The 22,026-nt window shown below is 63.6% G+C and carries 27 protein-coding genes and 2 pseudogenes; 15 read left to right on the top strand and 14 right to left on the bottom strand.

Going from position 1 to position 22,026, the window contains the following annotated elements; translation table 11 throughout:
- The first annotated feature begins 117 nt into the window (after nucleotides 1-117).
- Complete coding sequence (locus QQK95_RS32115; RefSeq protein ID WP_284278523.1) at nucleotides 118-864, top strand: pseudouridine synthase; 747 nt, start codon at nucleotides 118-120, stop codon at nucleotides 862-864.
- 107 nt (nucleotides 865-971) lie between these two features.
- Here QQK95_RS32115 and QQK95_RS32110 read toward each other — a convergent pair.
- A pseudogene (locus QQK95_RS32110) lies at nucleotides 972-1,223 on the bottom strand (cyclase); the annotation flags it as partial.
- Between the two features lie 218 nt (nucleotides 1,224-1,441).
- Between QQK95_RS32110 and QQK95_RS32105 the strand changes: the two are divergent.
- From QQK95_RS32105 to QQK95_RS32095, 3 genes are all read left to right on the top strand, one after another.
- Nucleotides 1,442-1,759 (top strand): SDR family NAD(P)-dependent oxidoreductase, encoded by a 318-nt coding sequence (locus tag QQK95_RS32105; RefSeq protein WP_284278521.1) that lies wholly within the window; start codon nucleotides 1,442-1,444, stop codon nucleotides 1,757-1,759.
- Nucleotides 1,760-1,808: 49 nt separating this feature from the next.
- Nucleotides 1,809-1,982: a hypothetical protein gene (locus tag QQK95_RS32100; RefSeq protein WP_284278520.1), complete on the top strand. Its 174-nt coding sequence runs from the start codon at nucleotides 1,809-1,811 to the stop codon at nucleotides 1,980-1,982.
- 98 nt (nucleotides 1,983-2,080) lie between these two features.
- Complete coding sequence (locus tag QQK95_RS32095; protein ID WP_284278519.1) at nucleotides 2,081-2,482, top strand: VOC family protein; 402 nt, start codon at nucleotides 2,081-2,083, stop codon at nucleotides 2,480-2,482.
- A 5-nt stretch (nucleotides 2,483-2,487) separates the two neighbouring features.
- Here the strand turns inward: QQK95_RS32095 and QQK95_RS32090 are convergent, their stop codons facing one another.
- A complete protein-coding gene (locus tag QQK95_RS32090) occupies nucleotides 2,488-3,069 on the bottom strand; it encodes a histidine phosphatase family protein (RefSeq protein WP_284278518.1) in 582 nt (193 codons plus the stop codon).
- A gap of 251 nt (nucleotides 3,070-3,320) precedes the next feature.
- On the opposite strand from QQK95_RS32090, the gene QQK95_RS32085 reads away from it, so the two are divergent.
- Complete coding sequence (locus tag QQK95_RS32085) at nucleotides 3,321-4,853, top strand: alkaline phosphatase family protein (protein WP_284278517.1); 1,533 nt, start codon at nucleotides 3,321-3,323, stop codon at nucleotides 4,851-4,853.
- A gap of 138 nt (nucleotides 4,854-4,991) precedes the next feature.
- Here QQK95_RS32085 and QQK95_RS32080 read toward each other — a convergent pair whose 3' ends face one another.
- A complete protein-coding gene (locus tag QQK95_RS32080; protein WP_284278516.1) occupies nucleotides 4,992-5,936 on the bottom strand; it encodes a VirK/YbjX family protein in 945 nt (314 codons plus the stop codon).
- A 347-nt stretch (nucleotides 5,937-6,283) separates the two neighbouring features.
- Between QQK95_RS32080 and QQK95_RS32075 the strand changes: the two genes are divergently transcribed.
- Both QQK95_RS32075 and QQK95_RS32070 read left to right on the top strand, forming a co-directional pair.
- The gene (locus QQK95_RS32075; protein WP_284278515.1) at nucleotides 6,284-6,733 is read left to right on the top strand and encodes a universal stress protein; all 450 of its coding nucleotides are present in this window, start codon (nucleotides 6,284-6,286) and stop codon (nucleotides 6,731-6,733) included.
- Nucleotides 6,734-6,842: 109 nt separating this feature from the next.
- A complete protein-coding gene (locus tag QQK95_RS32070) occupies nucleotides 6,843-7,400 on the top strand; it encodes a sugar O-acetyltransferase (RefSeq protein WP_284278514.1) in 558 nt (185 codons plus the stop codon).
- An 8-nt stretch (nucleotides 7,401-7,408) separates the two neighbouring features.
- Here QQK95_RS32070 and QQK95_RS32065 read toward each other — a convergent pair whose 3' ends face one another.
- Nucleotides 7,409-8,158: a sulfite exporter TauE/SafE family protein gene (locus QQK95_RS32065; protein ID WP_284278513.1), complete on the bottom strand. Its 750-nt coding sequence runs from the start codon at nucleotides 8,156-8,158 to the stop codon at nucleotides 7,409-7,411.
- A 9-nt stretch (nucleotides 8,159-8,167) separates the two neighbouring features.
- Nucleotides 8,168-8,356 carry a hypothetical protein gene (locus QQK95_RS32060; RefSeq protein WP_284278512.1) on the bottom strand — a complete coding sequence of 63 codons (189 nt, stop codon included), beginning with the start codon at nucleotides 8,354-8,356 and terminating at the stop codon, nucleotides 8,168-8,170.
- Between the two features lie 122 nt (nucleotides 8,357-8,478).
- Between QQK95_RS32060 and QQK95_RS32055 the strand changes: the two are divergent.
- The 7 genes and pseudogenes from QQK95_RS32055 (at nucleotide 8,479) to QQK95_RS32025 (ending at nucleotide 14,310) form a co-directional block, all read left to right on the top strand.
- Nucleotides 8,479-9,352, top strand: a pseudogene (locus QQK95_RS32055) (LysR substrate-binding domain-containing protein).
- A gap of 165 nt (nucleotides 9,353-9,517) precedes the next feature.
- Complete coding sequence (locus tag QQK95_RS32050) at nucleotides 9,518-10,018, top strand: Lrp/AsnC family transcriptional regulator (protein ID WP_258582368.1); 501 nt, start codon at nucleotides 9,518-9,520, stop codon at nucleotides 10,016-10,018.
- The gene (locus QQK95_RS32045) at nucleotides 10,015-11,175 is read left to right on the top strand and encodes a saccharopine dehydrogenase family protein (RefSeq protein WP_284278509.1); all 1,161 of its coding nucleotides are present in this window, start codon (nucleotides 10,015-10,017) and stop codon (nucleotides 11,173-11,175) included. Before QQK95_RS32050 ends, QQK95_RS32045 begins: the two co-directional genes overlap by 4 nt.
- Before the next feature lie 94 nt (nucleotides 11,176-11,269).
- Nucleotides 11,270-12,058, top strand: a complete 789-nt coding sequence (locus QQK95_RS32040; RefSeq protein ID WP_143973893.1) for an ABC transporter substrate-binding protein — start codon at nucleotides 11,270-11,272, stop codon at nucleotides 12,056-12,058.
- 124 nt (nucleotides 12,059-12,182) lie between these two features.
- On the top strand, nucleotides 12,183-12,854 hold the full coding sequence (locus tag QQK95_RS32035; RefSeq protein ID WP_284278508.1) for an amino acid ABC transporter permease: 672 nt from the start codon (nucleotides 12,183-12,185) through the stop codon (nucleotides 12,852-12,854).
- Nucleotides 12,851-13,525, top strand: a complete 675-nt coding sequence (locus QQK95_RS32030) for an amino acid ABC transporter permease (protein WP_284278507.1) — start codon at nucleotides 12,851-12,853, stop codon at nucleotides 13,523-13,525. The genes QQK95_RS32035 and QQK95_RS32030 overlap by 4 nt, the downstream gene beginning before the upstream one ends.
- Nucleotides 13,526-13,581: 56 nt before the next feature.
- Nucleotides 13,582-14,310 carry an amino acid ABC transporter ATP-binding protein gene (locus QQK95_RS32025; protein ID WP_284278536.1) on the top strand — a complete coding sequence of 243 codons (729 nt, stop codon included), beginning with the start codon at nucleotides 13,582-13,584 and terminating at the stop codon, nucleotides 14,308-14,310.
- A gap of 118 nt (nucleotides 14,311-14,428) precedes the next feature.
- Here the strand turns inward: QQK95_RS32025 and QQK95_RS32020 are convergent, their stop codons facing one another.
- From QQK95_RS32020 to QQK95_RS31980, 9 genes are all read right to left on the bottom strand, one after another.
- Nucleotides 14,429-15,544: an alkene reductase gene (locus tag QQK95_RS32020; RefSeq protein WP_284278506.1), complete on the bottom strand. Its 1,116-nt coding sequence runs from the start codon at nucleotides 15,542-15,544 to the stop codon at nucleotides 14,429-14,431.
- 45 nt (nucleotides 15,545-15,589) lie between these two features.
- Nucleotides 15,590-15,880 (bottom strand): ArsR/SmtB family transcription factor, encoded by a 291-nt coding sequence (locus QQK95_RS32015; RefSeq protein ID WP_284278505.1) that lies wholly within the window; start codon nucleotides 15,878-15,880, stop codon nucleotides 15,590-15,592.
- Between the two features lie 166 nt (nucleotides 15,881-16,046).
- The gene (locus tag QQK95_RS32010; RefSeq protein WP_284278504.1) at nucleotides 16,047-16,745 is read right to left on the bottom strand and encodes an RES family NAD+ phosphorylase; all 699 of its coding nucleotides are present in this window, start codon (nucleotides 16,743-16,745) and stop codon (nucleotides 16,047-16,049) included.
- Nucleotides 16,739-17,149 (bottom strand): MbcA/ParS/Xre antitoxin family protein, encoded by a 411-nt coding sequence (locus QQK95_RS32005; protein WP_284278503.1) that lies wholly within the window; start codon nucleotides 17,147-17,149, stop codon nucleotides 16,739-16,741. The genes QQK95_RS32010 and QQK95_RS32005 overlap by 7 nt, the downstream gene beginning before the upstream one ends.
- 180 nt (nucleotides 17,150-17,329) lie before the next feature.
- Nucleotides 17,330-17,899 carry a hypothetical protein gene (locus QQK95_RS32000; protein WP_284278501.1) on the bottom strand — a complete coding sequence of 190 codons (570 nt, stop codon included), beginning with the start codon at nucleotides 17,897-17,899 and terminating at the stop codon, nucleotides 17,330-17,332.
- Nucleotides 17,900-18,976, bottom strand: a complete 1,077-nt coding sequence (locus tag QQK95_RS31995; protein WP_284278500.1) for a DUF4238 domain-containing protein — start codon at nucleotides 18,974-18,976, stop codon at nucleotides 17,900-17,902. It abuts the gene before it with no gap.
- A 182-nt stretch (nucleotides 18,977-19,158) separates the two neighbouring features.
- The gene (locus QQK95_RS31990; protein ID WP_284278499.1) at nucleotides 19,159-20,592 is read right to left on the bottom strand and encodes an aldehyde dehydrogenase family protein; all 1,434 of its coding nucleotides are present in this window, start codon (nucleotides 20,590-20,592) and stop codon (nucleotides 19,159-19,161) included.
- 176 nt (nucleotides 20,593-20,768) lie between these two features.
- Nucleotides 20,769-21,152 (bottom strand): ACT domain-containing protein, encoded by a 384-nt coding sequence (locus tag QQK95_RS31985; protein WP_284278535.1) that lies wholly within the window; start codon nucleotides 21,150-21,152, stop codon nucleotides 20,769-20,771.
- Between the two features lie 28 nt (nucleotides 21,153-21,180).
- Nucleotides 21,181-21,648, bottom strand: coding sequence for a GNAT family N-acetyltransferase (locus QQK95_RS31980; protein WP_284278498.1), 468 nt, complete (start codon nucleotides 21,646-21,648; stop codon nucleotides 21,181-21,183).
- Between QQK95_RS31980 and QQK95_RS31975 the strand changes: the two genes are divergently transcribed.
- Entirely contained in the window at nucleotides 21,641-21,895 is a 255-nt protein-coding gene (locus tag QQK95_RS31975; RefSeq protein WP_284278497.1) for a hypothetical protein, read from the top strand. The genes QQK95_RS31980 and QQK95_RS31975 overlap by 8 nt on opposite strands.
- The last annotated feature ends 131 nt before the right edge of the window (nucleotides 21,896-22,026 follow it).

Genomic DNA, 22,026 nt, shown 5'->3' with positions numbered 1-22,026 from the left:
GCCCGGCGACGCAATCGCTCTCTTGATCCAGGACAAGGCCGCCGCGAGTGCCGGTCGCTTGCGATTCCCGCGCCTCCCATGCCATCTGTCCGATACAACGGACCGACCCGAAGCAGAATGGCAGCACGACCGACATCGCCCACAGCCAGGCCGCCAGGCGTCAGCCTCGTCAGGGCGCTGTCGAAGCTCGGCCTGTGCTCGCGCACGCGGGCCGAGGTGCTGATCGCGCAGGGCCGCGTGCGCGTCGGCGGCAAGGTGGTGCGCGATGCCGCGCTGCGCGTCGACCTGAACCGCGACCGCATCGTCGTCGACGGCGCGCCTGTCGTTGCCGAGCGCAAGGTCTATGTCATGCTCAACAAGCCGCGCGGGCTGGTCACCACCCGCGACGACCCGCAGCAGCGCGACACCGTCTATGCCTGTCTGCAAGGACTCGATTTGCCCTTCGTCTCGCCGGTCGGCCGCCTCGACAAGGCCAGCGAAGGCCTGCTCTTGATGACCAACGACACGCATTTCGCCAACCGGCTGATGGACCCGGCCTCGCATCTGCCCAAGACCTATCACGTCCAGGTCGGCATGGTGCCTGACGACGCGATGCTGCAAACGTTGCGCGCGGGCGTCACCATTGACGGCGAGACCCTGACCGCCAGTTCGATCGCGCTTTTGCGCAGCGGCGGCCGCACCGCCTGGCTGGAGATCGTGCTCGACGAGGGCCGCAACCGCCACATCCGCCGCCTGCTCGCCGCGCACGGCATCGAGGTCAAGCGCCTCATCCGCATCGCCATCGGCCGGCTGCCGCTGGGCGACCTCGCCAAGGGCACGGCGCGGCATTTGACGACGGAGGAGATGGCGCTGCTGGCGAGCTGAGCAAGCGTCCCGCCAGCCAGACCGCACGCGGCCAGGCTCATTTTTCCGTCCGGAATTTGCCTTAGTACGAGGAGATGGAACAGCGGCCCATCAAGCCTTGTTGGTGACCACATGCTTGGCGCGCCGACCACGCCGGCGCTTGCCATCGCCTCTTTCAATTTTGGGTTCTTGATGAAGGCCTGCGCTTCGGCGGCACTGGCGAAATCATGGGTCACGGTGATGTCGTTGGGGTTGTCCGCCGCCTGATAAACGGCCTCGGCCTTCACGCCGTTGGCCTTTTGAACCGGGGCGAACCCGTCATAGACTTTGCGCCAGGCCTTGTAGTCGGACACGGTATGTCTCACGAACAGTGTCGTCATATCCATTCCCTCCCAGGTTTCGTTGCGCCCAAGAGATCGGCAATGGGCCGTCCAGTTTATCGCTCCGATCATGTCCTTGGCAAACCGGCGAACGAATGAGAGCCGCCTGATCTGCGCCCGCGAAAGATTTTTGCTTTCCCACCGATGATTTCCACCCGCCCGCGCTGTCCTCATCCATAGGCGCCGGAATTGTCCGGGCCGGAAAAGCGAGGTGATCCATGCGATCGTTACACGGTCAAAATGTCGTCGTGGTCGGAGGCAGCCGGGGTGTCGGCCGCTCGATCGTGGAAGCAGCGCTCGGCGAAGGCGCAAACGTGCTTGCCGTCGCCCGCGGCGCGGAAGCCCTGAAGGAGCTCTCCTGGGAAAAGTCCGAGGTCAGGACGCTGGCCGCCGACGCCACGCAGGACACGGCGCCTGACAGGGTGTTCGCCGCGCTGCAGCCGGACGTGCTGGTGATCTGCGCCGGCGCGTTTGCTCCGTCGGCCTCCATCCAGGCGGCAGGCGATCCAAGGCTTCTTCAGGACCGTATGAGGTAACTTCGCCGGCTGCCGTGCCGTCGCGACACTGGCCAACGGCCAGCCGGCGGTGGCGATCTACGCACGCCGCCATCAGGAGCCGGAATGGCGCGCGCAATCGCTGCACATCATCGAGCCGGCCGATGGCGCCATCGTATCGCTCACGGTCTATGTCGCCCCGCTCGGCCCCGGCCTGTTCGCCGCCTTCGGCCTGCCGCCAGTCTGGTCCGGGCCGGAAGCGTAGCCGCCGCTATCCTCTGCTGACGGAAAGCTGGCAGGAGGCCTGGCCTATAGGTCGGTCGGGAAGCCCAGTCGCGGCTTCAGCGATCAAGGAGCCAATGCATGAATTTCGTCTCTGTCCGCATCATCACCTCGGACGTTCAGCGCCTCGTGCACTTCTACGGCGAGATCACCGGCATGCCGGTGACGGTCTACACGGAGGACTTCGCCGAACTCGTGACGCCGGCCTGCACGCTGGCGATTGGCAGCACGCGCACGTTGATGCTGTTCGGCGGCGACATCGCCCGCCCCGCCGACAACCACACGGCTATCCTCGAATTCCGCGTCGGCGACGTCGATGCCGAATTCGCCCGGCTGTCGGACTTCATCAGGGACACGACCGTGCAGAAGCCGACTACCATGCCCTGGGGCAACCGCTCGCTGCTGTTCCGCGACCCCGACGGCAATCTGGTGAATTTCTTCACGCCGGTGACGGCGGAGGCGATCCGCAAGTTCGAGAAGTAGCCGCCCTACTTCCCGTTCCACTTGCGCACGACCGGCTCGCTGAGATCATGCTCGTAGCCGAGCACGCTGATGCTGGCCGTATCGAGCACGAACAGCGCGCCGCCTTCCGGCGGCAGGCCGAGCCAGCGGGCGGCGAGCACCCGCAGGAAATGCGCGCTGGAAAAGATCAGGATCGAGCTACCGGCTTCGCGAAGCTGGCTGACGATCCTGTCGGCGCGGGCGCCGACATCGGCCGCCGTTTCGCCTTGCGGACAGCCGTCGCGAAACACATTCCAGCCTGGCCGCTCGGCCAGGATTTCCTTGGTTGTCCGCCCCTCATAGGCGCCGTAGTCCCACTCCTGCAGGTCGTCGTTTCTGACGCTCCGGTCGCCAAAGCCGGCCAGCACGCTGGTGTTGTAGGCGCGCTGCGAGGGGCTCGACCAAACCGCCGAGAACGTCAGGCCCTTGAGCCGCTCCGCCACGCCCCGTGCGGCGGCCTCCCCGGCCGGCGTCAGCGGCATGTCGGTGCGGCCGGTATGCTGCCCCGAAAGGCTCCACGCCGTCTCGCCATGCCGGACCAGATGGATTTGCGGATACGCGCTGCTCATACGCTCGGCCCTTCATTGATGTCGGCCAAAGCTGTAGCGGTCGGCGCGAGAGAGCGAAAGACCCGGCGACCGTCACGGCACTTAAGCGCCGCTTCGCCACCTGCGTTTCGCAGATTGGGTGGGCGGCGGTCCTTCTGCATCACCGCTGCCTTACCAATCCGTAAGGTCCTTTGCCAACGAGTTTCACGAACCTGTCATGTCCACCCGCCTATCCTTGATCCATCGCGGGCTGCGAGACGAGGGACACTCCGATGAAAACACTATCTCTGGCGTTGGCTGCCGGCACGCTGACGGCGGCGTTGGCTGGCGCACTGTCTAATTCCAGCGCCATCGCCGCGCCCTACAAGCACGTACTGCTCATCAGCGTCGACGGGCTTCATGCGCTCGATCTGGCAAACTATGTCGCCGCAAATCCGAAAAGCTCGCTCGCCGCGCTTGTCGATACCGGGATTTTCTATCCGAATGCGCTCGCCAGCGCCCCGTCCGACTCGTTTCCTGGCCTTGTGGCACAGGTAACCGGCGGCACACCCAAATCGACGGGTGTGTTCTACGACGACAGCTACGACCGCACCTATTTCGCGCCGGCTTCGGACTGCAAGGGCGAGCCGGGTGCCGAGGTGGCCTTCGCCGAGAACATCGACGTCGATTCGACGCGCCTTGATGGTGGCGGCAAGCCGGGCGATTACCGCAGCCAGATCGACCCGGCAAAGCTGCCGATGACGCTGATCAACGGCAAATGCTCGGTGGTCTATCCGCATGATTTCGTGCGGGTCAACAACGTCTTCGAAATCGTGAAAGCGCATGGCGGCCGCACGGCCTGGTCCGACAAGCACCCCGCCTATGAATGGCTGAACGGACCTTCGGGCAAAGGGATCGATGACCTCTACGCGTTGGAACAGGACAGCTTGATTCCCGGCACCAAGATCAAGACGACGGGCAGCTTCAAGGCCGAGCGCGACTTTGATGAAGCGCGGGTCCAGGCGGTGATCAACGAAATCAAAGGCCTCGACAGCACCGGCTCGCATCCCGCGGCGGTTCCCACGCTTTTCGGCATGAATTTTCAGGCAGTGAGCGTGGGCCAGAAGCTTCCCAAGGCCGGTCCCGGCGACGAGGCCGGCCTGGTGGGCGGCTATCTGGACGCCGGCGGCACACCTGGCAATGGTCTCGCCGGGCAGCTCGCCTATGTAGATGGCGCTGTCGGCGAACTGATGGCCGCACTCAAGGACAACAAACTCGCCAATTCGACGCTGATCATACTTGCCTCGAAGCATGGCCAGTCACCCATCGACCCGGCGTCGTTCCAGCCACTGGACGATGATCCCTATACGAAGACACCGGGCTATGCCTTCCACATCGCCGACGACGCCGCGCTGATCTGGCTCAAGCCGCAAGACAGGGTCAAAAACCTCGCGGCCGCGCAGGATTATCTCGAGAAATCGAGCAAGGCTGAAGGTATCGCCCAGATCCAGCCGCCGAATGCCCTTGCTCTCGCCTATCAGGATCCGGCCACCGACAGCCGTACGCCGGACTTCATAGCCACGGTCAATCCGGGTGTGGTCTACACATCCGGCTCGAAGATTGCCGAGCACGGTGGCGCCAATGTGAACGATCGCAACGTGGCGCTTCTCATCAGCGGTCCTTCGCTCACGCCGAGGTCGGTGCCAGCTCTGGTGCAGACGACGCAGGTAGCTCCCACCATCCTGCGGGCTCTTGGCTATGACGCCAACGAACTCCAGGCTGTGAAGCTCGAAGGCACCCAGGAGCTGCCGGCGGCACCGTTCTAAGCCGAGGGATCATACCGCTTCGCGATTGGCTCGCCGGGCATGCTCGGCGGGCTGCCCAGCGCCTGCGGCAGGCCACCTTGCAGTGCTGCCATCGTCATCATGATCGGCTGGAACGCGGATGCAGGCCCGGTAAGGCGTTCAGCTCCGCAGCAACAGGCTGACGGATTCGCTGACACAACGCGCGATTTCGACCTCGCGGCGCTGACGCTTGCGTATTTGCGCCCGCTTGTTCGGCTTGTAGTCGGCTGGATCGCGTTGAGCCTTCACCAGCGGCAAGGCATATATCGTCCGACGTATTGGCTTGCCGCCGGACTCCACCCAGAAGCTGTCGTAGTCGGCGGTGATGCGGCGGCGCAGAGCATAGTCCCTCGAAAAGACGTGGCCCGCGTTTGATGCCGCGACAAGGCCACGCAGTTTGAGTGAAGACGCCAAATTCTGGGCGACCAGGAGCAGCAGGGTTTTCGGCCGCAGACCGTCCATGGCTTTGGTCAATACCCGGGAATCCTCGAGACCTTGCACACCGGTCGACGTCGACTTCAGAGCGCCGATATAGAGAACCCTGCCGCCGCGACCGAGTTGTAGAAGCGACCGGTCCACGATCGCGAGCCCCATTTCGATGAGGGGCCGTCCTTCCAGGCGCAGGAGAAGGCGCCATTCGCCCTCTCGGTACAAACCTGCCTGACCCGTCAGTTCCACAGTGACTTCACCGGCAACGGTCGACATTGCCAGGAGACGACGACCGCGCGTGTGACTTTCGACCAGGGCGGCGTCGGTCAAGAGACGCGCCGCCGTGGTGTAGTGACCAACGACGGCGGCACGACGATGGATGCGCATCAGGTTGGCGGCCAGATACGGCCGGACAGGCTTCAGCGCAATGTCGGGATATTGAGCAAGGATCGCGGTAAACGGCTCGACACCGAGGGCCGACCGAATGGCGGCGATGTCGTGCCGGAACATCCACCGAAGCGCCGCCCATTTGCTTTCATGCACCCATTTGTTCAGCTTGCGCCGAAACTTGGAGGGCGACCGTTTTACTGGACCTCTTGGCGGTGATGGCCGCGCAGCGCCCATGGCAGTCGTCATTTGCTGTATTCTCGGTCGGACGTATCAGTCAAAGGCAACGGATGATCTCAATGTTGGGTATCGTAACTTACCGCCGCCTCGCCGCGAATATACAAATTCGTAAGGTAGACACTAAGGGTCGCGATTGGTCTTCCGTGCCACATTCCGCTCTTCGTCGCAATTCCTCGGTCGCGGCGCGACCGAGCCAAGGCCAACGCCGGACGATCGCCGCGGCGCGCGCCCTCGCCTGGCCTTGATCCACATGAGGCTGGCCCTGTGAGCAGGCCGGCGGCGCAACTATATCAGGAGGAGCCGCAACAAGGCTCCCGCCACCCCAAGGGCGCCGCCCTTGCACAACAGGTCAGATCATGTACAAACATCTGCTCATCGCCACCGACGGATCCGAACTGGCCGACAAGGGCGTTGCCCATGGCCTCACGCTGGCAAAAGGCATCGGCGCCGCCGTCACCTTCGTCACCGTCTCGGAACCGTTCCCCATCTTCGCCTGGGGCGGCGCCATGGCCGGCTATGCGGCGGGCGACGAACTGGCCGTCTACCAGGAAGAGGCGCGCAAATACGGCAAGGAGGTTCTGGCCAAGTGCAAGGCTTCAGCCGATGCTGCCGGCGTGTCCGCCAAGCTTGTGCATGTCGAGGACAAACGGCCCGCCGAGGCGATCCTGGAACTGTCGCAGGCGCAAGGCTGCGACCTGATCGTCATGGCCTCGCATGGCCGCCGCGGATTGGGCAAGCTGCTTCTCGGCAGCCAGACGGCGGAAGTGCTGTCCTACACCGCGGTCCCGGTGCTGGTCGTTCGCTGACCCCGAGAGCCGGGACCGGCTTTCGGAATCGTGCTCAAATAAACCGCCAGGACGTTCCCGGCGCGGACGTCATGCGCCAAGATTCGTTCGCCCCGGAGGACAATGACGAATGGCGCATGAGGATCGCACCAGGGTAATCCCGGGGAGAACGCCGGAATCGGCGGCCATGCTGGCCGACGTCAAGCGGGCGATGGCGATCACCGCCCGCCTCAACCGCCTGACGTTCAACGATGCGGACGAGGTCCGCGTCCTGTTCAGCGAGCTCATAGGCAGGCAAGTTGACGACAGTTTCCTACTGATCCCGCCCTTTTACGCGACTGGCGGCGCCGGGACCCGCGTGGGGCGCAATGTCTTCATCAATCAGAACTGCACCTTTTATGATCTTGGCGGGCTCGACATTGCCGACGATGTGCTGATCGGGCCGAATGTCAGCCTCATCACGTCAGGCCATCCGCTCGAGCCGTCGCGGCGCCGCGCCTTCACCACGGCAAAGCCGATCGTCATCGAACGCAACGTCTGGATCGCCGCCGGCGCGACGGTCATCGGCGGCGTGACCATCGGCGAAAACGCCGTCGTCGCGGCGGGCTCGGTGGTCACGAGGGACGTTCCCGCGAACACGCTTGTCGGCGGCAACCCGGCGCGGGTTGTCAGGTCGATTGCCGAGTGAGGCCAACCTCACAACAGCGCCTCCAGCGCCAGATACCCCCCCAGCATCAGCAGCCCCACGAAGAACACCCTGCGAAACGTCTCGACGCTCATCTTCTGGCGCAGCGCCTGGCCGATGAACATGCCGGCCAGCGCCGGCAGCAGCGCCAGGATCGAGCCCGTCAGCTGCGTCGTCGGCGATGCCAGCGCGCCCGTCCAGCACAGGCCGATGGCAAGGGCTGCCGTCGAGACGGTGAAGGACAGGCCTAGCGCCTGGATGAGATCGTCCTTCTCCAGCCGCAGCGATTGCAGATAGGGCACCGCCGGGATGACGAAGACGCCGGTGGCGCCGGTGACCAGCCCGGTCGCAACGCCGGCCAGCGGTGACATCAAGGCCTCGTGGCGCGCCGGCATGGTGAAGCCAGGCCTGAGCAGGCCAAGGATGGCGTAAAGAACCAGCGCCGCGCCGAGCCCTGCCGAGGCCGCGCCCGCATGCACGCCGGTGAGCACCCCTGCCCCGGCGACGGTGCCCAGCATGATGCCGGCCATCATCGTCCACAGCCGCCTGCACAGGCCGGCGAAGGCGGGGCCGGTGAACAACTGCCAGAGGTTGGTGACCAACGACGGAATCAGGAGCAAGGCGGCGGCCTCGGCCGGCGGCATCGTCACCGCCAGCAGGCCCATCGCCACGGTCGGCAGGCCCATGCCGACGACCCCTTTGACGAAACCGGCGGCGAGGAAGACAGCGCCGACCCAGGCGATGATGCCGGCGCTCAGCATGCCACCGGATCAATCATGCAGCAGCATGTCCGCCGCATCGGCATCCGGTCTTGCCGGCGCGGCATCGTGATTGGCCGCCGTCGTGCATCCCCGCGGGCCAGGTTGTGCCTGCGCCATGGCAAGCGAGGCCACGGCGACCGCAAGCGCGATCGCCATGCCTTCAAGAATACCGAGCCGGCCTGTCGTTCTTTCACTCATCGCAAATCTCCACCGCGAAAGATTTGACGGACATCCGGCCCGCGCACAATGTGGAAGTTGCGCTGTCAGCCTTCGGCCAAGGCGAAGGCTGAAGCCGACAACGCGCCTCGCAGGAGCAAAGAATGCGCTTCGATCTCACCGATCTCCGGCTGTTCCTGCTGGTGGCAGAGCGCGGCAGCATCACCCATGGCGCCGAGCTTGCCGGGTTGGCGCTGGCTTCGGCCAGCGCCCGCATCAAGGGCATGGAGGAACGGCTCGGCGCGCCGCTTCTGGAGCGCCGCCGCCGTGGCGTGGTACCGACGGCCGCCGGCCAGGCACTGCTGCACCATGCGCGCGCCATCCAGAACCAGATCGAGGCGATGGCCGGCGACCTCGGCGCCTATGCCGGCGGCCTGCGCGCCCGCGTGCGGCTGATGCCAACACCGCCGCCACGGCCGAGCTTTTGCGCGACAGCCTGCCGGCCTTCCTGGTGGCGCATCCCGGCATCGACATCGATCTCGACGAGCGCCCCAGCCACGAGATCGCCGAGGCGGTGGCCAGCGGCGCCGCCGATCTCGGCATCGCCGCGACCTGGGCCGGGCTTTCGCATCTCGAACAGAAACCGTTCTTCATCGACCGGCTGGTGGTGATCGCCGCGCGGAGCTGGCCGGGGCTTGCCGGCCTGCATAGCGTCAGCCTCGCCGACATTCTGGGCGAATCCCTCGTCGGCCTCAGCCTCGGCCACGCCCTGCAGGAGCACATCACCCGTCAGGCCGCCCGGCTCGGCGGCCATCTGCACATCCGCATCCGCGTGCCCGGCTCGACAATGTCTGCCGGCTGGTCGCGCAAGGCGCCGGCATCGCAATCGTGCCGGAGAGTGCCGCCCGCCGTTCGGCCCGCATGCTGCGCAGCCTGCGGCTGACCGACGACTGGGCGACGCGCCAGCTCAATTTGTGCGCCCGCCGCTTCGAAGAATTGACCCCACAGGCAAAGCTTCTGGCCGCGGCTCTGGCCTGAGCCTGACAGCCCTGACAACAAGCAGTCGCGAGCGTGCGCCGGCCGGCGTACGGCGCCATCCCTGTTGAAAACAACGCCTTGCTTTTCTAAAATTCATGACATAGCCTGCTTTCATATAGGCAAAAAAGTTGCCGATATTTTTTCTCTTTATGAAAGACGGGCATTTTGCGGGAACATCTCGATCTGACCGATCGGCGGCTGGTCAAGCAGCTGTCGCAGGACGCGCAGCCGGGCATCAACCGGCTCGCCGAGACATTGGCGATTTCGGTGCCGACGGTGCGCTCGCGGCTGCGCAACCTGCTCGACCGCAACCTGCTCAAGATCGTCGGGCTGCTGAACCTCACCGAGCGGCCCGAACTGATCTCGGCCATTGTCGGCATCAACGCCCAGGGGCGCGGCCGGGCCCGCGAACTGGCGCAGCGCATTTCGGAACTGCCTTTCGTCAACTCGGCTTCGGTGGTCACCGGGCGCTTCGACATCATCGTCGACGTGACGGTGGCCGGTGACGTCGCCGATCTCTACCGCGTCACCAGCGAACTGATCCCCGGCGCCGGCGAGCCGGGCGAGGTCGTGCGCAGCGAGACCTTCGTCGTCATGGCGTCCTGCAACAAATGGGTCAGCCTGCCGGAAGGCTGCTGGTCTGACGACCGCAAGGAGCCGGCATGAAGATCGCTGTTCTCGGCGGCCTCGGCCTGCAAGGCCGGGCGGCCATCGCCGATCTCGTCGCCAGCGGTGTCGAGGAGGTGATCTGCGTCGATAACGCGCCGGATGGCGCGGCCCGGCTGGCTGATCTGACCGACCTTTCCCGCGTGCGTTTCTTGATGCCTGAAGGCGCGATCGGACCGGCGCTTGCCGATGTGCTGGCTGAAGCCGACGCCGTCATCGATTTGCTGCCGCAGCCGCTGATGCGCGAGGCAGTTCAGGCCGCCATCGCGACCCGCACGCCGCTGGTCACCACCAATTACGGCAAGGCCATCGCCGACCTGGCGCCGGCAGCCGAACGGGCCGGCGTTTCGATCATGACCGAATGCGGGCTCGACCCCGGCATCGACCTCGTGCTCTACGCCCGCGCCGCAAAGCAGTTCGACACGATCACATCAATCGATTCCTATTGCGGCGGCATCCCCGAGCCGAAGGCGATGGCCAAGCCGCTCTGCTACAAGGTGAGCTGGAACTTCGACATGGTCCTGGTCAGCCAGAACCGCGACAGCGTGATGATCGAGGACGGCAAGCGCGTCGAAGTACCCGCCGCCCGCCAGCACGACAGCCCTTTCATCCACGAGATCGAAGTCGCCGGCCTCGGCCGGCTGGAAGCCTTCCCCAATGGCGATGCGCTGCACTATGTCGAGATGCTTCCCGCGGCCAAAGGGCTGCGCCGCTCCGGCCGCTACACGCTGCGCTGGCCGGGATGGTCGGCCTTCTGGGCGCCGCTGAAGGAGCTTGGCTTCCTCTCCGAGGACAAGGTGCCCGGCACCTCCAGCAGCCCGCGCGAATTCCTCGGCCGGCTGCTCGGCCCCCAACTGCAATACGGCCCCGGCGAGAAGGACCTTTGCGTGATGCGCAATGTCTTTTCCGGCCTCGAAGGCGGCCGCGCCAAGACCGTGACATCCGATTTGATCATCGAGCGCGACCTGGCGTCGGGCCTGTTCGGCATGAGCCTCGGCGTCGGCTACCCCGCCAGCATCGTGGCGCAGATGCTCGCGCGGCGCGAGATCACCACGCCAGGCCTTTTGAACCCGCTGCTCGACGTGCCTGACGAACCCTTCTTCGACGAATTGGCCAAACGCGGCATCAAAATTGCCGAAACGGTGGCCTGGAACTGAGGATTTTCGAACGGCCCGCCGGCAAACGGCGCCGCCGCTCAAAAAAGAGCCCAAGGGTATCCGCGGGCAAACAACAACAGGGAGGAATGCCAGAATGAAGATTGCCAGACTTTTCATCGCCGGACTTGCGCTCGCGGGCTTGACCGCCGCCGCCAGCGCCGGAACGCTGGACGAGATCACCAAGCGCGGCGAATTGCGCGTCGCCGTACAGACGCAAGGCCCGCCCTTCTCGCTGGTCGGCGCCAATGGCGAACGCACCGGCAGTTCGGTCGAACTCGCCGAGCTGATGGCCAAGGAAATGGGTGTGAAGATCACCTTCCTCGACTTCGACTGGGACGGCCTGATCCCCGCGCTCTTGTCGGGCAAGGCCGATCTCCTGGTCGCCGACATGACGCCGACGCTGGCGCGCGGCATGAAGGTCGCCTTCACCACGCCCTACATGTACACGGGCAGCACCGTCTTCACCAAGGCCGACAGCAAGTTCAAGACCACCGGGGACTGCAAGGCCAAGGGTACCAAGATCGCCGTGCTGCTTGGCGCCACCGGTGAGAAGGAAGCCAAGGCCGCCTTCCCCGATGCCGACATCAAGAGCTACAAGGGCGGCGGCCCGCTGCTGCTCGACGCCGTCAACAACGGCCAGGCCGATTGCGGCGTCAACGACGTCTCGGCGGTCAAGGGCCAGTCGACCGCCTATCCCGCCGGCACCTTCACCATCATGCCGGACCTTTTGTCGAAGGAGCCGCTTGCCTTCGCCACGCGCTATGACGAGCCGGACTTGCTTGTCTGGATGAACCTGTTCCTCAACCAGGTCACCATCGACGGACGCCTGCAGAAGAACCTCGACTACTGGGTCAATTCCGACGCCTGGAAGAAAGACCACTGAGGAATTAGGGACCAGTGAGTAGGCAGTAGGGAATGGTGAATAGCCATTCGACACACTTCCCTACTGCCTACTGCCTACTGCCTACTGCCTACTGCCTACTCACTACTCACACCGCCGCGCGCTCATGCTCGAAAATTTCAGTTTCCGCACTATCGTCGAATATTTGCCTCTGTTCGGGCAGGGCCTGGTCACGACCGTCTGGCTGTCGGCGCTGTCCTTTGTCGGCGCGCTCGTCGTCGGCATCGTGCTGTGCGCCATGAATTTACAGCGCGGCTGGCTGTTTCGCGCGCCGGCCAAGGCCTATATCGACGCCGTGCGCGCCACGCCCCTGCTGGCACAGCTCTATTTCCTCTATTTCGGCCTGCCCCGGGTCGGCTTCGTGTTGCCGGAACTGGTCGTCGGCATCCTCGCTCTGTCATTGAACAGCGGCGCCTATATCGCTGAAATCATTCGGGCCGGCATCCTGTCGATCCCGCGCGGCCAGGTCGAGGCCAGCGTCGCCTCGGGCATGACCTATGCCCAGCGCATGCGCCTGGTCGTCCTGCCGCAAGCCTTCAAGGTGACGATCCCGCCGCTGCTCGGCCAGGCCATCGTGCTGGTCAAGGATTCCGCGCTGCTGTCGCTGATCTCGGTCGCCGAGCTGACGCGCGCCGGGCAGCTGCTCGCCTCCGACCGCTTCATGCCGGCTGAAGGCTTTCTCACCATCGCCGCCTTCTATCTGCTGCTCTACTACGGCCTCAAAGGGCTGGCCGTCGTCTCCAGCCGCTGGCTCGGCTCGGCGGGGGCGCGCGCATGATCTGGCAACAATTCCTCAGCCTCGCAGGTTCTTATCCGCTGGCGCTGCGCGGCCTCGGCATGACCGTGGTGCTGTCGCTGATCAGCCTGGTGCTTGGCACATTGCTCGGCTTCGGTCTCGGCATCTTGCGCACCGGCGGCAACCGGCTGATCTCAGGCGTCATCGGCGCCTGGGTCGACCTTATCAGGGGCACGCCGTTCCTGGTGCAGATCTTCCTGATATTCTTCATCCTGCCGGAGTTCGGCATCGAGCTCGACGCCTTCACCGCCGGCATCATCGCGCTGACCAACCTTGCCGCCTGCTTCATCTGCGAGATCGTCGCCGCCGGCATCCGTTCGGTGCCGACGGGCCAGGTGGAGGCAGCACTCGCATCCGGCCTGTCGCGCTGGCAGCGCATGCGCCAGGTGGTGCTGCCGCAGGCGATGCGCATCGTGCTGCCGCCGCTGGTCGGGCAATATGTGCTCTTGATCAAGGATTCTTCCGTCGTCTCGGCCATCGGCCTGACCGACCTCACCCGCGTCGGCTGGCTGGTGGTGCAGCGCGTGCCGAACGGGCTGCTGGTCTTCCTCCTCGTCGGCGTCGGCTATTTCATCGTCTGCTATCCCCTGATCATGCTGGCCCGCCGGCTCGAGCGACGCATGGGCGCGGCGCATGGCGAGGTGCAGCTGTGACAGCGAACCCCAAAGGGCCGGCCAATATGACCCAACCAAATCCGACCAAAACCGGCATGATCGACTTTCGCGGCGTCAACAAATGGTTCGGCGCGCTCAACGTGTTGAAGGACATCACGCTGAGCGTAAAACCGCGCGAAGTGGTCGTCGTCTGCGGCCCGAGCGGCTCGGGCAAGAGCACGCTGATCCGCTGCATCAACGGGCTGGAGACGATCAGGGATGGCGACCTCGTCGTCGACGGCCAGCGTGTCGGCGACCCAGCCACCAACATGACGCAGCTGCGCACCGAGATCGGCTTCGTCTTCCAGTCCTTCAACCTCTATCCGCACAAGACCGCGCTCGAAAACGTCACGCTGGCCCCCATCCACGTCCGCAAGATCCCGCGTGCCGAGGCCGAACATGCCGGGCGCGAGCTGCTGGCCAAGGTCGGGCTGGCCGACAAGGTCAACGCCTATCCGGCGCAGCTCTCCGGCGGCCAGCAGCAGCGCGTGGCGATCGCGCGTTGCCTCGGCATGCGGCCGAAAATCATGCTGTTCGACGAACCGACTTCCGCCCTCGACCCCGAAATGATCTCGGAAGTGCTCGACGTCATGGTGGCGGTCGCCGAGGAAGGCATGACCATGATGGTGGTGACGCATGAGATGGGTTTTGCCCGCAAGGTCGCGCAGCGCGTCGTGTTCATGGACGCCGGCGCCATCGTCGAAAGCGGCACGCCCGACGAGTTCTTTTCACACCCCAAAACCGACCGCAGCCGCGCCTTCCTGAGCAAGATTCTCAGGCATTGAAGGGCGGTGACCGTTTGCGTTGCGGCGCAACGGATCTGTACGCCGTTCGGTTCGCTGCACCGGGCGACCGGCTGCCCCCCCGCCACAGGCGAAAGGGCAACCGTCCCGGATGGCCTGTTCAGGCCGCCGTCGGGTAATCCGTATAGCCCCTGGCATCGCCGCCATAGAACGTCGCCTTGTCGGGGGCGTTCAGTTCGGCGTTTCGCTTGAGGCGGCTGACGAGATCTGGATTGGCGATGAACAGCTTGCCGAACGCGACCAGGTCGGCATAGCCGTCCCCGACGGCCTTTTCGGCCAGTTCCTTGTCGTAGCCATTGTTCACCAGCCAGGCGCCAGCGCCGCCGGCCTTGCGATAGGCGGCCTTGAGCTCGTTGTAGTCGAACGGCCTGTCGCCCTGGCTGAAGTCGCGCGCGCCACCGGTCGCGCCTTCGACGATGTGGATATAGGCAAGGCCGCGACCGCCCAGGCCCGCCACCACATGGTTGAACAGCGGCTGCGGATCGCTATCCGAAGCGTCGTTGGCGGGTGTCACTGGTGACAGCCTGATCCCGGTCCTGCCGGCGCCGACGGCGCCCGCGACCGCGTCGACCACCTCGAACAGGAAGCGAGACCGGTTCTCGATCGACCCGCCATACGCGTCGCTGCGATGGTTGGTGCCCGAACGCAGGAACTGGTCGATGAGATATCCGTTGGCGCCATGGATCTCGACGCCATCAAAACCCGCTACCTCGATCGCCGCCTTGGCGGCGCGGCGGAAATCATCGACGATGCCGGGGAGTTCGGCCACTTCGAGCGCGCGCGGCTCGGAGGTGTCGGCGAACTCGCCGCTGCCATCCGGCTTGACCAGGAACGTCTTGGATTTTGCCCTGATCGCCGACGGCGCCACCGGCTTGCCGCCGCCGGGCTGCAAGGTGTCATGCGAGATGCGTCCGACATGCCAGAGCTGGACCACGATCTTGCCGCCGCCCTTGTGGACGGCGTCCGTGACGCGCTTCCAGCCGGCCAGTTGATCCGCGCCATAGAGGCCGGGCACATTGGCGTAGCCCTGGCCCTGATGGCTGATGGCGGTGGCTTCCGTCACGATCAGGCCAGCCGTGGCGCGCTGGCTGTAATAGGTCACCGAGAGGTCGCCGGGCACCGCATTGGGGGAGCGGTTGCGCGTCAGCGGCGCCATGACGATGCGGTTCGCCAGCGTCAGGTCGCCGGCCCGCAACGGATCAAAGAGGCTAGTCATGAGAAATGCCTTTCATGCATTCTGGGGGGATCGGGGGGAGGATCGTCAGAGATCGGACAAGGCGGCCTGAAAGGCGGCGATGGTTTCTTCGTTGCGTTTGTAGAACACCCATTGGCCGACCCGTCGCGTGGTGACGAGGTCGGCCGACGCCAGCGTCGCCAGATGCGCCGAGACGCTGGACTGCGCCAGGCCGCGATGGTCGAACTGGCTGGCGCAGACGCCCATCTCGAGCGGATGCGCCTGCGCGGCGAAGTGCCGTTCAGGCTCCTTCAACCACGCCAGGACATCGCGTCGAAACGGATGCGCCAGTGCCTTCAATATGATGTCGCGGTCCATCTTCACCTCGCATCGATCTCTCTCGAGATATAGATCGGGTAGAGCCGATATGGCAGGAAATCCATGCCATTTTCGAAGGCGATCGGAGCAAGTTGATCCCTGGACACGGCACGAAACCGGAAATGATGCCGCCGGGCGCCGGCCTCCGAACTGCGCCGCTGTCCCGTCAGGTCACCGCCAGAACCTTGCCCGTATCGTGCTGGCGCACGAAATCCACGCGCCTGCCGTCCCAGTGGTAGGAGTAATGCCGGCCTTGCACAGGCACGGGGATGACGTCGGGCCAGAAAATGCCGATGCATTGGCCCTCGGGCATGCGCACACTGTTCCAGACAAGCCCGTCGCTGCCCCCTGCCCGCAGCGCCCGCCCCTCCGCCTGCGAGGCGGTGTAGTCGTCCGGGTCGAGCACGCCCGGCACGGCGTTGACGTCGTCGAGGTCGCGGTCGACGCTACCGATCAGCACGCGGAAGTCAGCCGTCCAGCCCGGATCCTCATTGGTGGCGCGCATGAAGTTCTGGTGATGGTGGATGGTCTCGGCCAGCGCCACATCCTCGCTGTCGCCGGCATAATAGAGGCCGTAGCTGCCATCCGAGAAACGCCCGGGCCGCAGCGTCGAACAATGCACGAAGGGCGCCATGACGAAGCTGGCGCCGGGGCCGGACACCCGTCTTGCCGCCGCGACCTTGCCGAGGTCGCCGATCTCCAGCCTTATGCGCGGGTTGGTCTTCTCCTCGACGGAAGCCAACGCCTCCCAGTCGCGCGGATCGGCAATGTCCTCGAACAGGTCGATCGGCGGATGGATGGAGCGGATGATGCGAAACGTCTGGGGCCAGTGGACGCGGCGCCTGACCGCGAACCCACTCACCATGCACCACGCTCCGCATCGAGCCATTCGCGCATGGCGGCAAGATCGGAGATTTCACCGCGCAGCATCAGGTCGAGCGCCGACTGGCCGCCGAACGTGGCATTGGGCTTGCGGATCCAGGCATAGCCGCGCGCCGGCTCGGTGAAGAGATAGCGCAGGCCCTTATGGATGCCCATCAGATGCGCCATGCGGGTGCGCAGGTCGCGGTCGATCCGGCCGATGCCGCCTTCCTTCCAACGAGCCCAGGTACGCGCCGACATGCCGCCGAGCAGGATGCAGGCCTCGAGGTCCGTGAGCTTCCACGCCTTGAACAGATTGACCGTGGTGCGCGCCAGGGCGCCGGCCTCTTCATCGGAAATGGCCGACCCGACCGTGGCCGGCGTGGTGACGATGGACTGAAGCTGCATGTTGCTCACCCTGCTATTGGCAGAGATATAGCATGTATTTGCCAATTGGCAAGAAGCGCTGAAAATCGGGCCTCTGGAATGGCAGCGTCGCGAGGCAAGAGTCCGCACCGCTCCTTTGCACAATCCCAGGCGGAAAAAGGCGGATCGACCTAGTTTACGCGCTGTACCCGTTACATTCATTTAAGCCCCAAGAAGATCCATGTTACCCCAGGTGAGCTTGGAGCCATGAAGCGTAACCTTGATTACTGCCCTTATGTCGTGTGGCTTATCGGAAATCAGCAAGCGATCCGTTGTAACATTGACGTTCGCAATCAAGGCATCGTCCTCCAGCAGACAATAAAGTGGGCTTTCATCGCCTTCGGTTGCGGATCCAAGTGAATTGATCTGGTCTAAGGGAGGCACTCGGAGGGCATCAAACAACGTCTTCAGGCGGTTATCGATATCACCGCCGTGCCCTATAAGATGTCCAGGGGGCTCAGTTCGCATAAACAAGATATCAAGCGAGCAATATAGCGCAGCTTTGCTAGTTACGAGGGGGACGAATTCCTTTGAGCCACGTTGCTCGAGAACAGCGATTTCTCCCTGCACAGGAGGCGTTGTCCTGATCCATTCTTTGTGGCCCGATAGGGGGAACTGGTCCCACAGCCGCTTCATCTGGGGGTGGACATGCCTGCGCAAAGCATGAATCTCGGCTAGAGATGTCTGTTTGCGAGGTTTGATCGGCTCGTCTATCCATAGTCGAAAATGCATTCAACTACCCTCTGCATAATTTGGACGAGTTACACCCCGCCTGACTACTCCCGCACCCGTCCCTGTTTCGACCACACGGATAGGATCACGGAATTTAAGGAAGGACGGCCAACCCGCGGGGATAGGATGACGACTAGATGAGTGAACAATGGTGCGTTTTGCGCCCCGAGCCTCTTCGGCCGTCCTAGCCCGACGAAACGTATTCTCGGCCACCTCAATCAGCTCCTCTACGACTGACCAGGCAGCGATACGGCTCGCTTCATCTTCTCGAAACTGAGCCGCTATTTTGGAGGCCATCGCCATGTCGCTGAAGTACAAATTGGCTGAGCAATTGAGAATCTGAAACCTGTTGACGTGGGCGACATCTGCGGCTTTCTTCAAACGCACAACGCCTCCGTTTTTTTCAGGGATTGTATAGCAACCACCGTCGTACGCTAGAAAAAGCAGTCTAGGAGATATAGGCAAGGCAATGATCGCCCCAGCATTTGAAAGGCCGAAATCCGTCGCGCCTAACTTCTGTATATAATATCGGTTGGTGCTTATAGACGGATCATCTGAGGTAACAAATTCTAACTCTGTCTCATTTCTGACAACCACTGTTTTGAGGTCATCCAGCACATCTCTACGGTCCCGGTAGGCAACCATAGTGAGCTGGACAAGCTCCAAACGCGACATTGGCTTCCATCGCTGAGCCTGCCGCTCCTCGCCACGAAAGATAATGTCCTCGTTCATTTGTTGCATTTGATGGACCCGGCGCACAGCGTTGTCCGTGCGAAGGCGCTGCAGGAAGGCGAAATTTAGCAATGAGAATAATTCTGCATCTTCGCTTGCGCCATTTCGCGCCTCAATATTCCGTATAGTTGAGGCATACAAACCTTCTATTTCTTGAAAAGCTTTCTCCACATCAAGGTCGTGTCCATAGAAGTAATCTTTTGAACACTGCCCTGAAGCTGATGCCTCTTCAATTATTTTACCTGAGCTAACATTATAAAGATTCAGGCATGCGCCCTCACCATTTAGCGTGAACGGCCTGAGATGACACCTTGGGACATAATGCTGATTCTTGTTCTGAGCCATGGCCGTTCATCTACCACGGCAGACGAATGCTGATGAAGTCGTTGCGGAATATCGGGAGCTGTAGACAGCTCGGTATCACCGCTGGACTGCGGGCACCGGTTCCAAACAACAAGGGCTCGGCCAAGACCGCGCCCTTTCTTGTCCATCAGCGCCGACGCTTGCCGGCCGCACATAGCAGAGGCTTACTCCGCCGCCTCATACCCCGCGATGCCCTTGATCTCGAGGAAATCCTCGAGCCCGTATTCGGCATATTCGCGGCCATTGCCCGACTGCTTGTAGCCGCCGAAGGGCAGGCCGGCATCCCAGGTCGGGTAGTTGATGTAGACATTGCCCGACCGCATGCGGGCCGCCACGTCGCGGGCCTTCTGGATGTCCTTGGCCTGGATGTAGGAGGCAAGGCCGTAGACGGTGTCGTTGGCCTGTTCGACCGCCTGTTCGACCGTGTCGTAGGGCAGGATCGCCAGCACCGGCCCGAAGATTTCCTCGCGCGCGATACGCATGTCGTGGGTGACGTCGGCGAACACCGTCGGCCTGACATAGTAGCCGCGGTTGAGTTCGGCCGGGCGGCCGGGGCCGCCGGCGACCAGCGTCGCCCCCTCGTCGATGCCGGCCTGGATCAGGTCCTGGATCTTGTCGAACTGCAGCTGGCTGACGACGGGGCCAAGCTTGGTGTTGGCGCCGTCGGCCGGACCGACCACGAACTTCTCCGCCGCCGCCTTGGCGTAACCGGCGGCCTCGTCATGGCGGTCGCGCGGCACGAACATGCGGGTGGGTGCATTGCAGGACTGGCCGCTATTGCCGAAGCAGCCGGCGACGCCCTTGGTTACGGCGCGGGCGAGGTCGACATCCGGGAACAGGATGTTGGCCGACTTGCCGCCCAGTTCCTGGTGCACGCGCTTGACCGTGTCGGCGGCGGCCTTGGCCACCAATATGCCGGCCCGCGTCGAGCCGGTGAACGACATCATGTCGACGTCGGGGTGGCTGGACAGCGCCTGGCCGACGCCGGGACCGTCGCCGTTGACGAGGTTGAACACGCCCTTCGGCACGCCGGCCTCGTCGATGATCTCGGCGAAGATGATGGCGTCGAGCGGCGCGATTTCCGACGGCTTCAGCACCATGGTGCAGCCGGCGGCAAGTGCCGGCCCGACCTTGCAGGTGATCTGGTTCAGCGGCCAGTTCCACGGCGTGATCAGGCCGGCGACGCCGATCGGTTCCTTGACGATCAGCGAGGAACCCTTGACGTGGCGAAACTGGAAGGTCTTCAGCGTCTCCGCCATCTTCTCCAGATGCGCCAGGCCGACGCCGACCTGGCTGTCGAGTGCCATCTGGCGCGGCGCGCCCATCTCGCGCGACACGGCGAGTGCCAGGTCCTTGGAGCGCTTCTTGTAGACCTCGATGACGCGGTTCAGGATGTCGAGGCGCTCTTCCACCGAGGTGAAGCCGAACGAATTGAAGGCGCGCTTGGCGGCGGCCACGGCCTTGTCGACATCGGCCTTGGAGCCGAGCGAGATCCGCGCGAAAACATCCTCATTCGACGGGTCGATGACATCGAGCGTATTGGGCACGACAGGATCGACCCACGCGCCGTCGATATAGAACTGCAGATTGTGTGACATGGTTTTCTCCTTGGGGGCGCCGCAGGGCCATTCCGACCGTGATATCCAGCTAGAAATAACGATGCGCAAACCGCGCCGTCAAAGGCAACCCCCGAAATGGTTGAGCCAGCGCGCCAGTGATTGAGCCAGATGCGTTGGGCCAGAGAACCCGGCCGTTTTCGATGGCCTGGGATGAATTACAGCAGTGTGTGTCCTGCCTCGACCAGATGCTGTCTCGCCGCGTCCTGATCCGCCGCTTTCACCATCAGGTGATCGCCGTCGAAGGTGGACACCAGGAAGATGCCCAGCCCGTTTTCCGACAACGGCTGGATGACCGACAGCACGATGCCGGTTTCGTCGAAAGCAAAAGGTCCCTGCAGTTTGAAGGCAACCCAGTCGCCGTCGTGCTTGACCGTGACTGGAACGCGATCCTGCAGGCACGTGATCGAAAGCTCGTCGTCGGTCCTGGTGATGCTGACGAAGCCCGGCCCGTCCGCCCAGCCGGGAATGCTGTCGCCCGCCCCGAGCCGCGAAATCGCGTACGAGCCGGGAAGTTGCCTCAATTTGACCCTGGCCGCCATCGTCTTGTCCATGCCTCCGATTTGCCCGCTATCGCGTCAATTTCTTGCTCATATAGACCGTCATGCCGCCCATGAACGGCTCCTCCCGGTCGATCGTATAGCCATGCCTTTTGTACAACAACACATTGGCCTCGAAGGCGCCGTTGGTCAGCAGGCGCAGCTCCAGGCGGCCCGATTCGAGCGCCTTGTGCTCGGCCCGCTCGAGCAGCAGCCGGCCGATCCCCCTGCCCTGCGCCTGCGGCGCGACGCAGACGTTCTCGATCCACAAATGATCGTCGGCCAGCATGGTTTCGATCATCCCGACGATGCCGCCGTCGGCGACAGCGAGTTCGAACGGATGCTCGGCAACGGCCTTCTCGTAGTCGGCGCGCATCGGCAGCGGCTCGCGGCCGATCACCGGCACCCATTTGCCATACGCCGCGCGAACGATGTCCCGGATGACGGGGGCGTCGGTGGTTTCGGCCTGCCGAAACCGGATGGAAGAATTGATGGTCATGACAGTGCTCCAGACATGGAAAACCCCGCCGGCGTTGTCGCGGGCGGGGCTGGAAACGAACGAACCGGATCTATCCTGCCGGCCTTCGTCGTCGCGCAATCAGCTTGCCGCTCCACAATGTACGGGAACGGCGTCGCGTGCTGTTTGTGAGAGTGAGGGCGAACATGACGCCAAGCTGGAGCAGGAGGCGCGGCGCGTCAAGGTTTGGGGATTGGCCGTAGTATCTCAGTTTGAAATTCTGACATGAAGAAGGCCGCTTTTGGAAGGCAGCCTTTGCCGGCGGCGGGAGTCGAACCCGCAGTCTAGGCCGTAGACTCACAGAGCTATGCTGGAATTTGGGTGACGAGGCTGATCAAGCGGCGCTCTGCGGCTTCAATT

Origin of the sequence: Mesorhizobium huakuii (genome assembly GCF_030160235.1) — a bacterium.
GTDB classification, from domain to species: domain Bacteria; phylum Pseudomonadota; class Alphaproteobacteria; order Rhizobiales; family Rhizobiaceae; genus Mesorhizobium; species Mesorhizobium huakuii.
The sequence above is the reverse complement of the archived record's forward strand: the minus strand, read 5'-3'. Positions and strand labels throughout refer to the sequence as shown.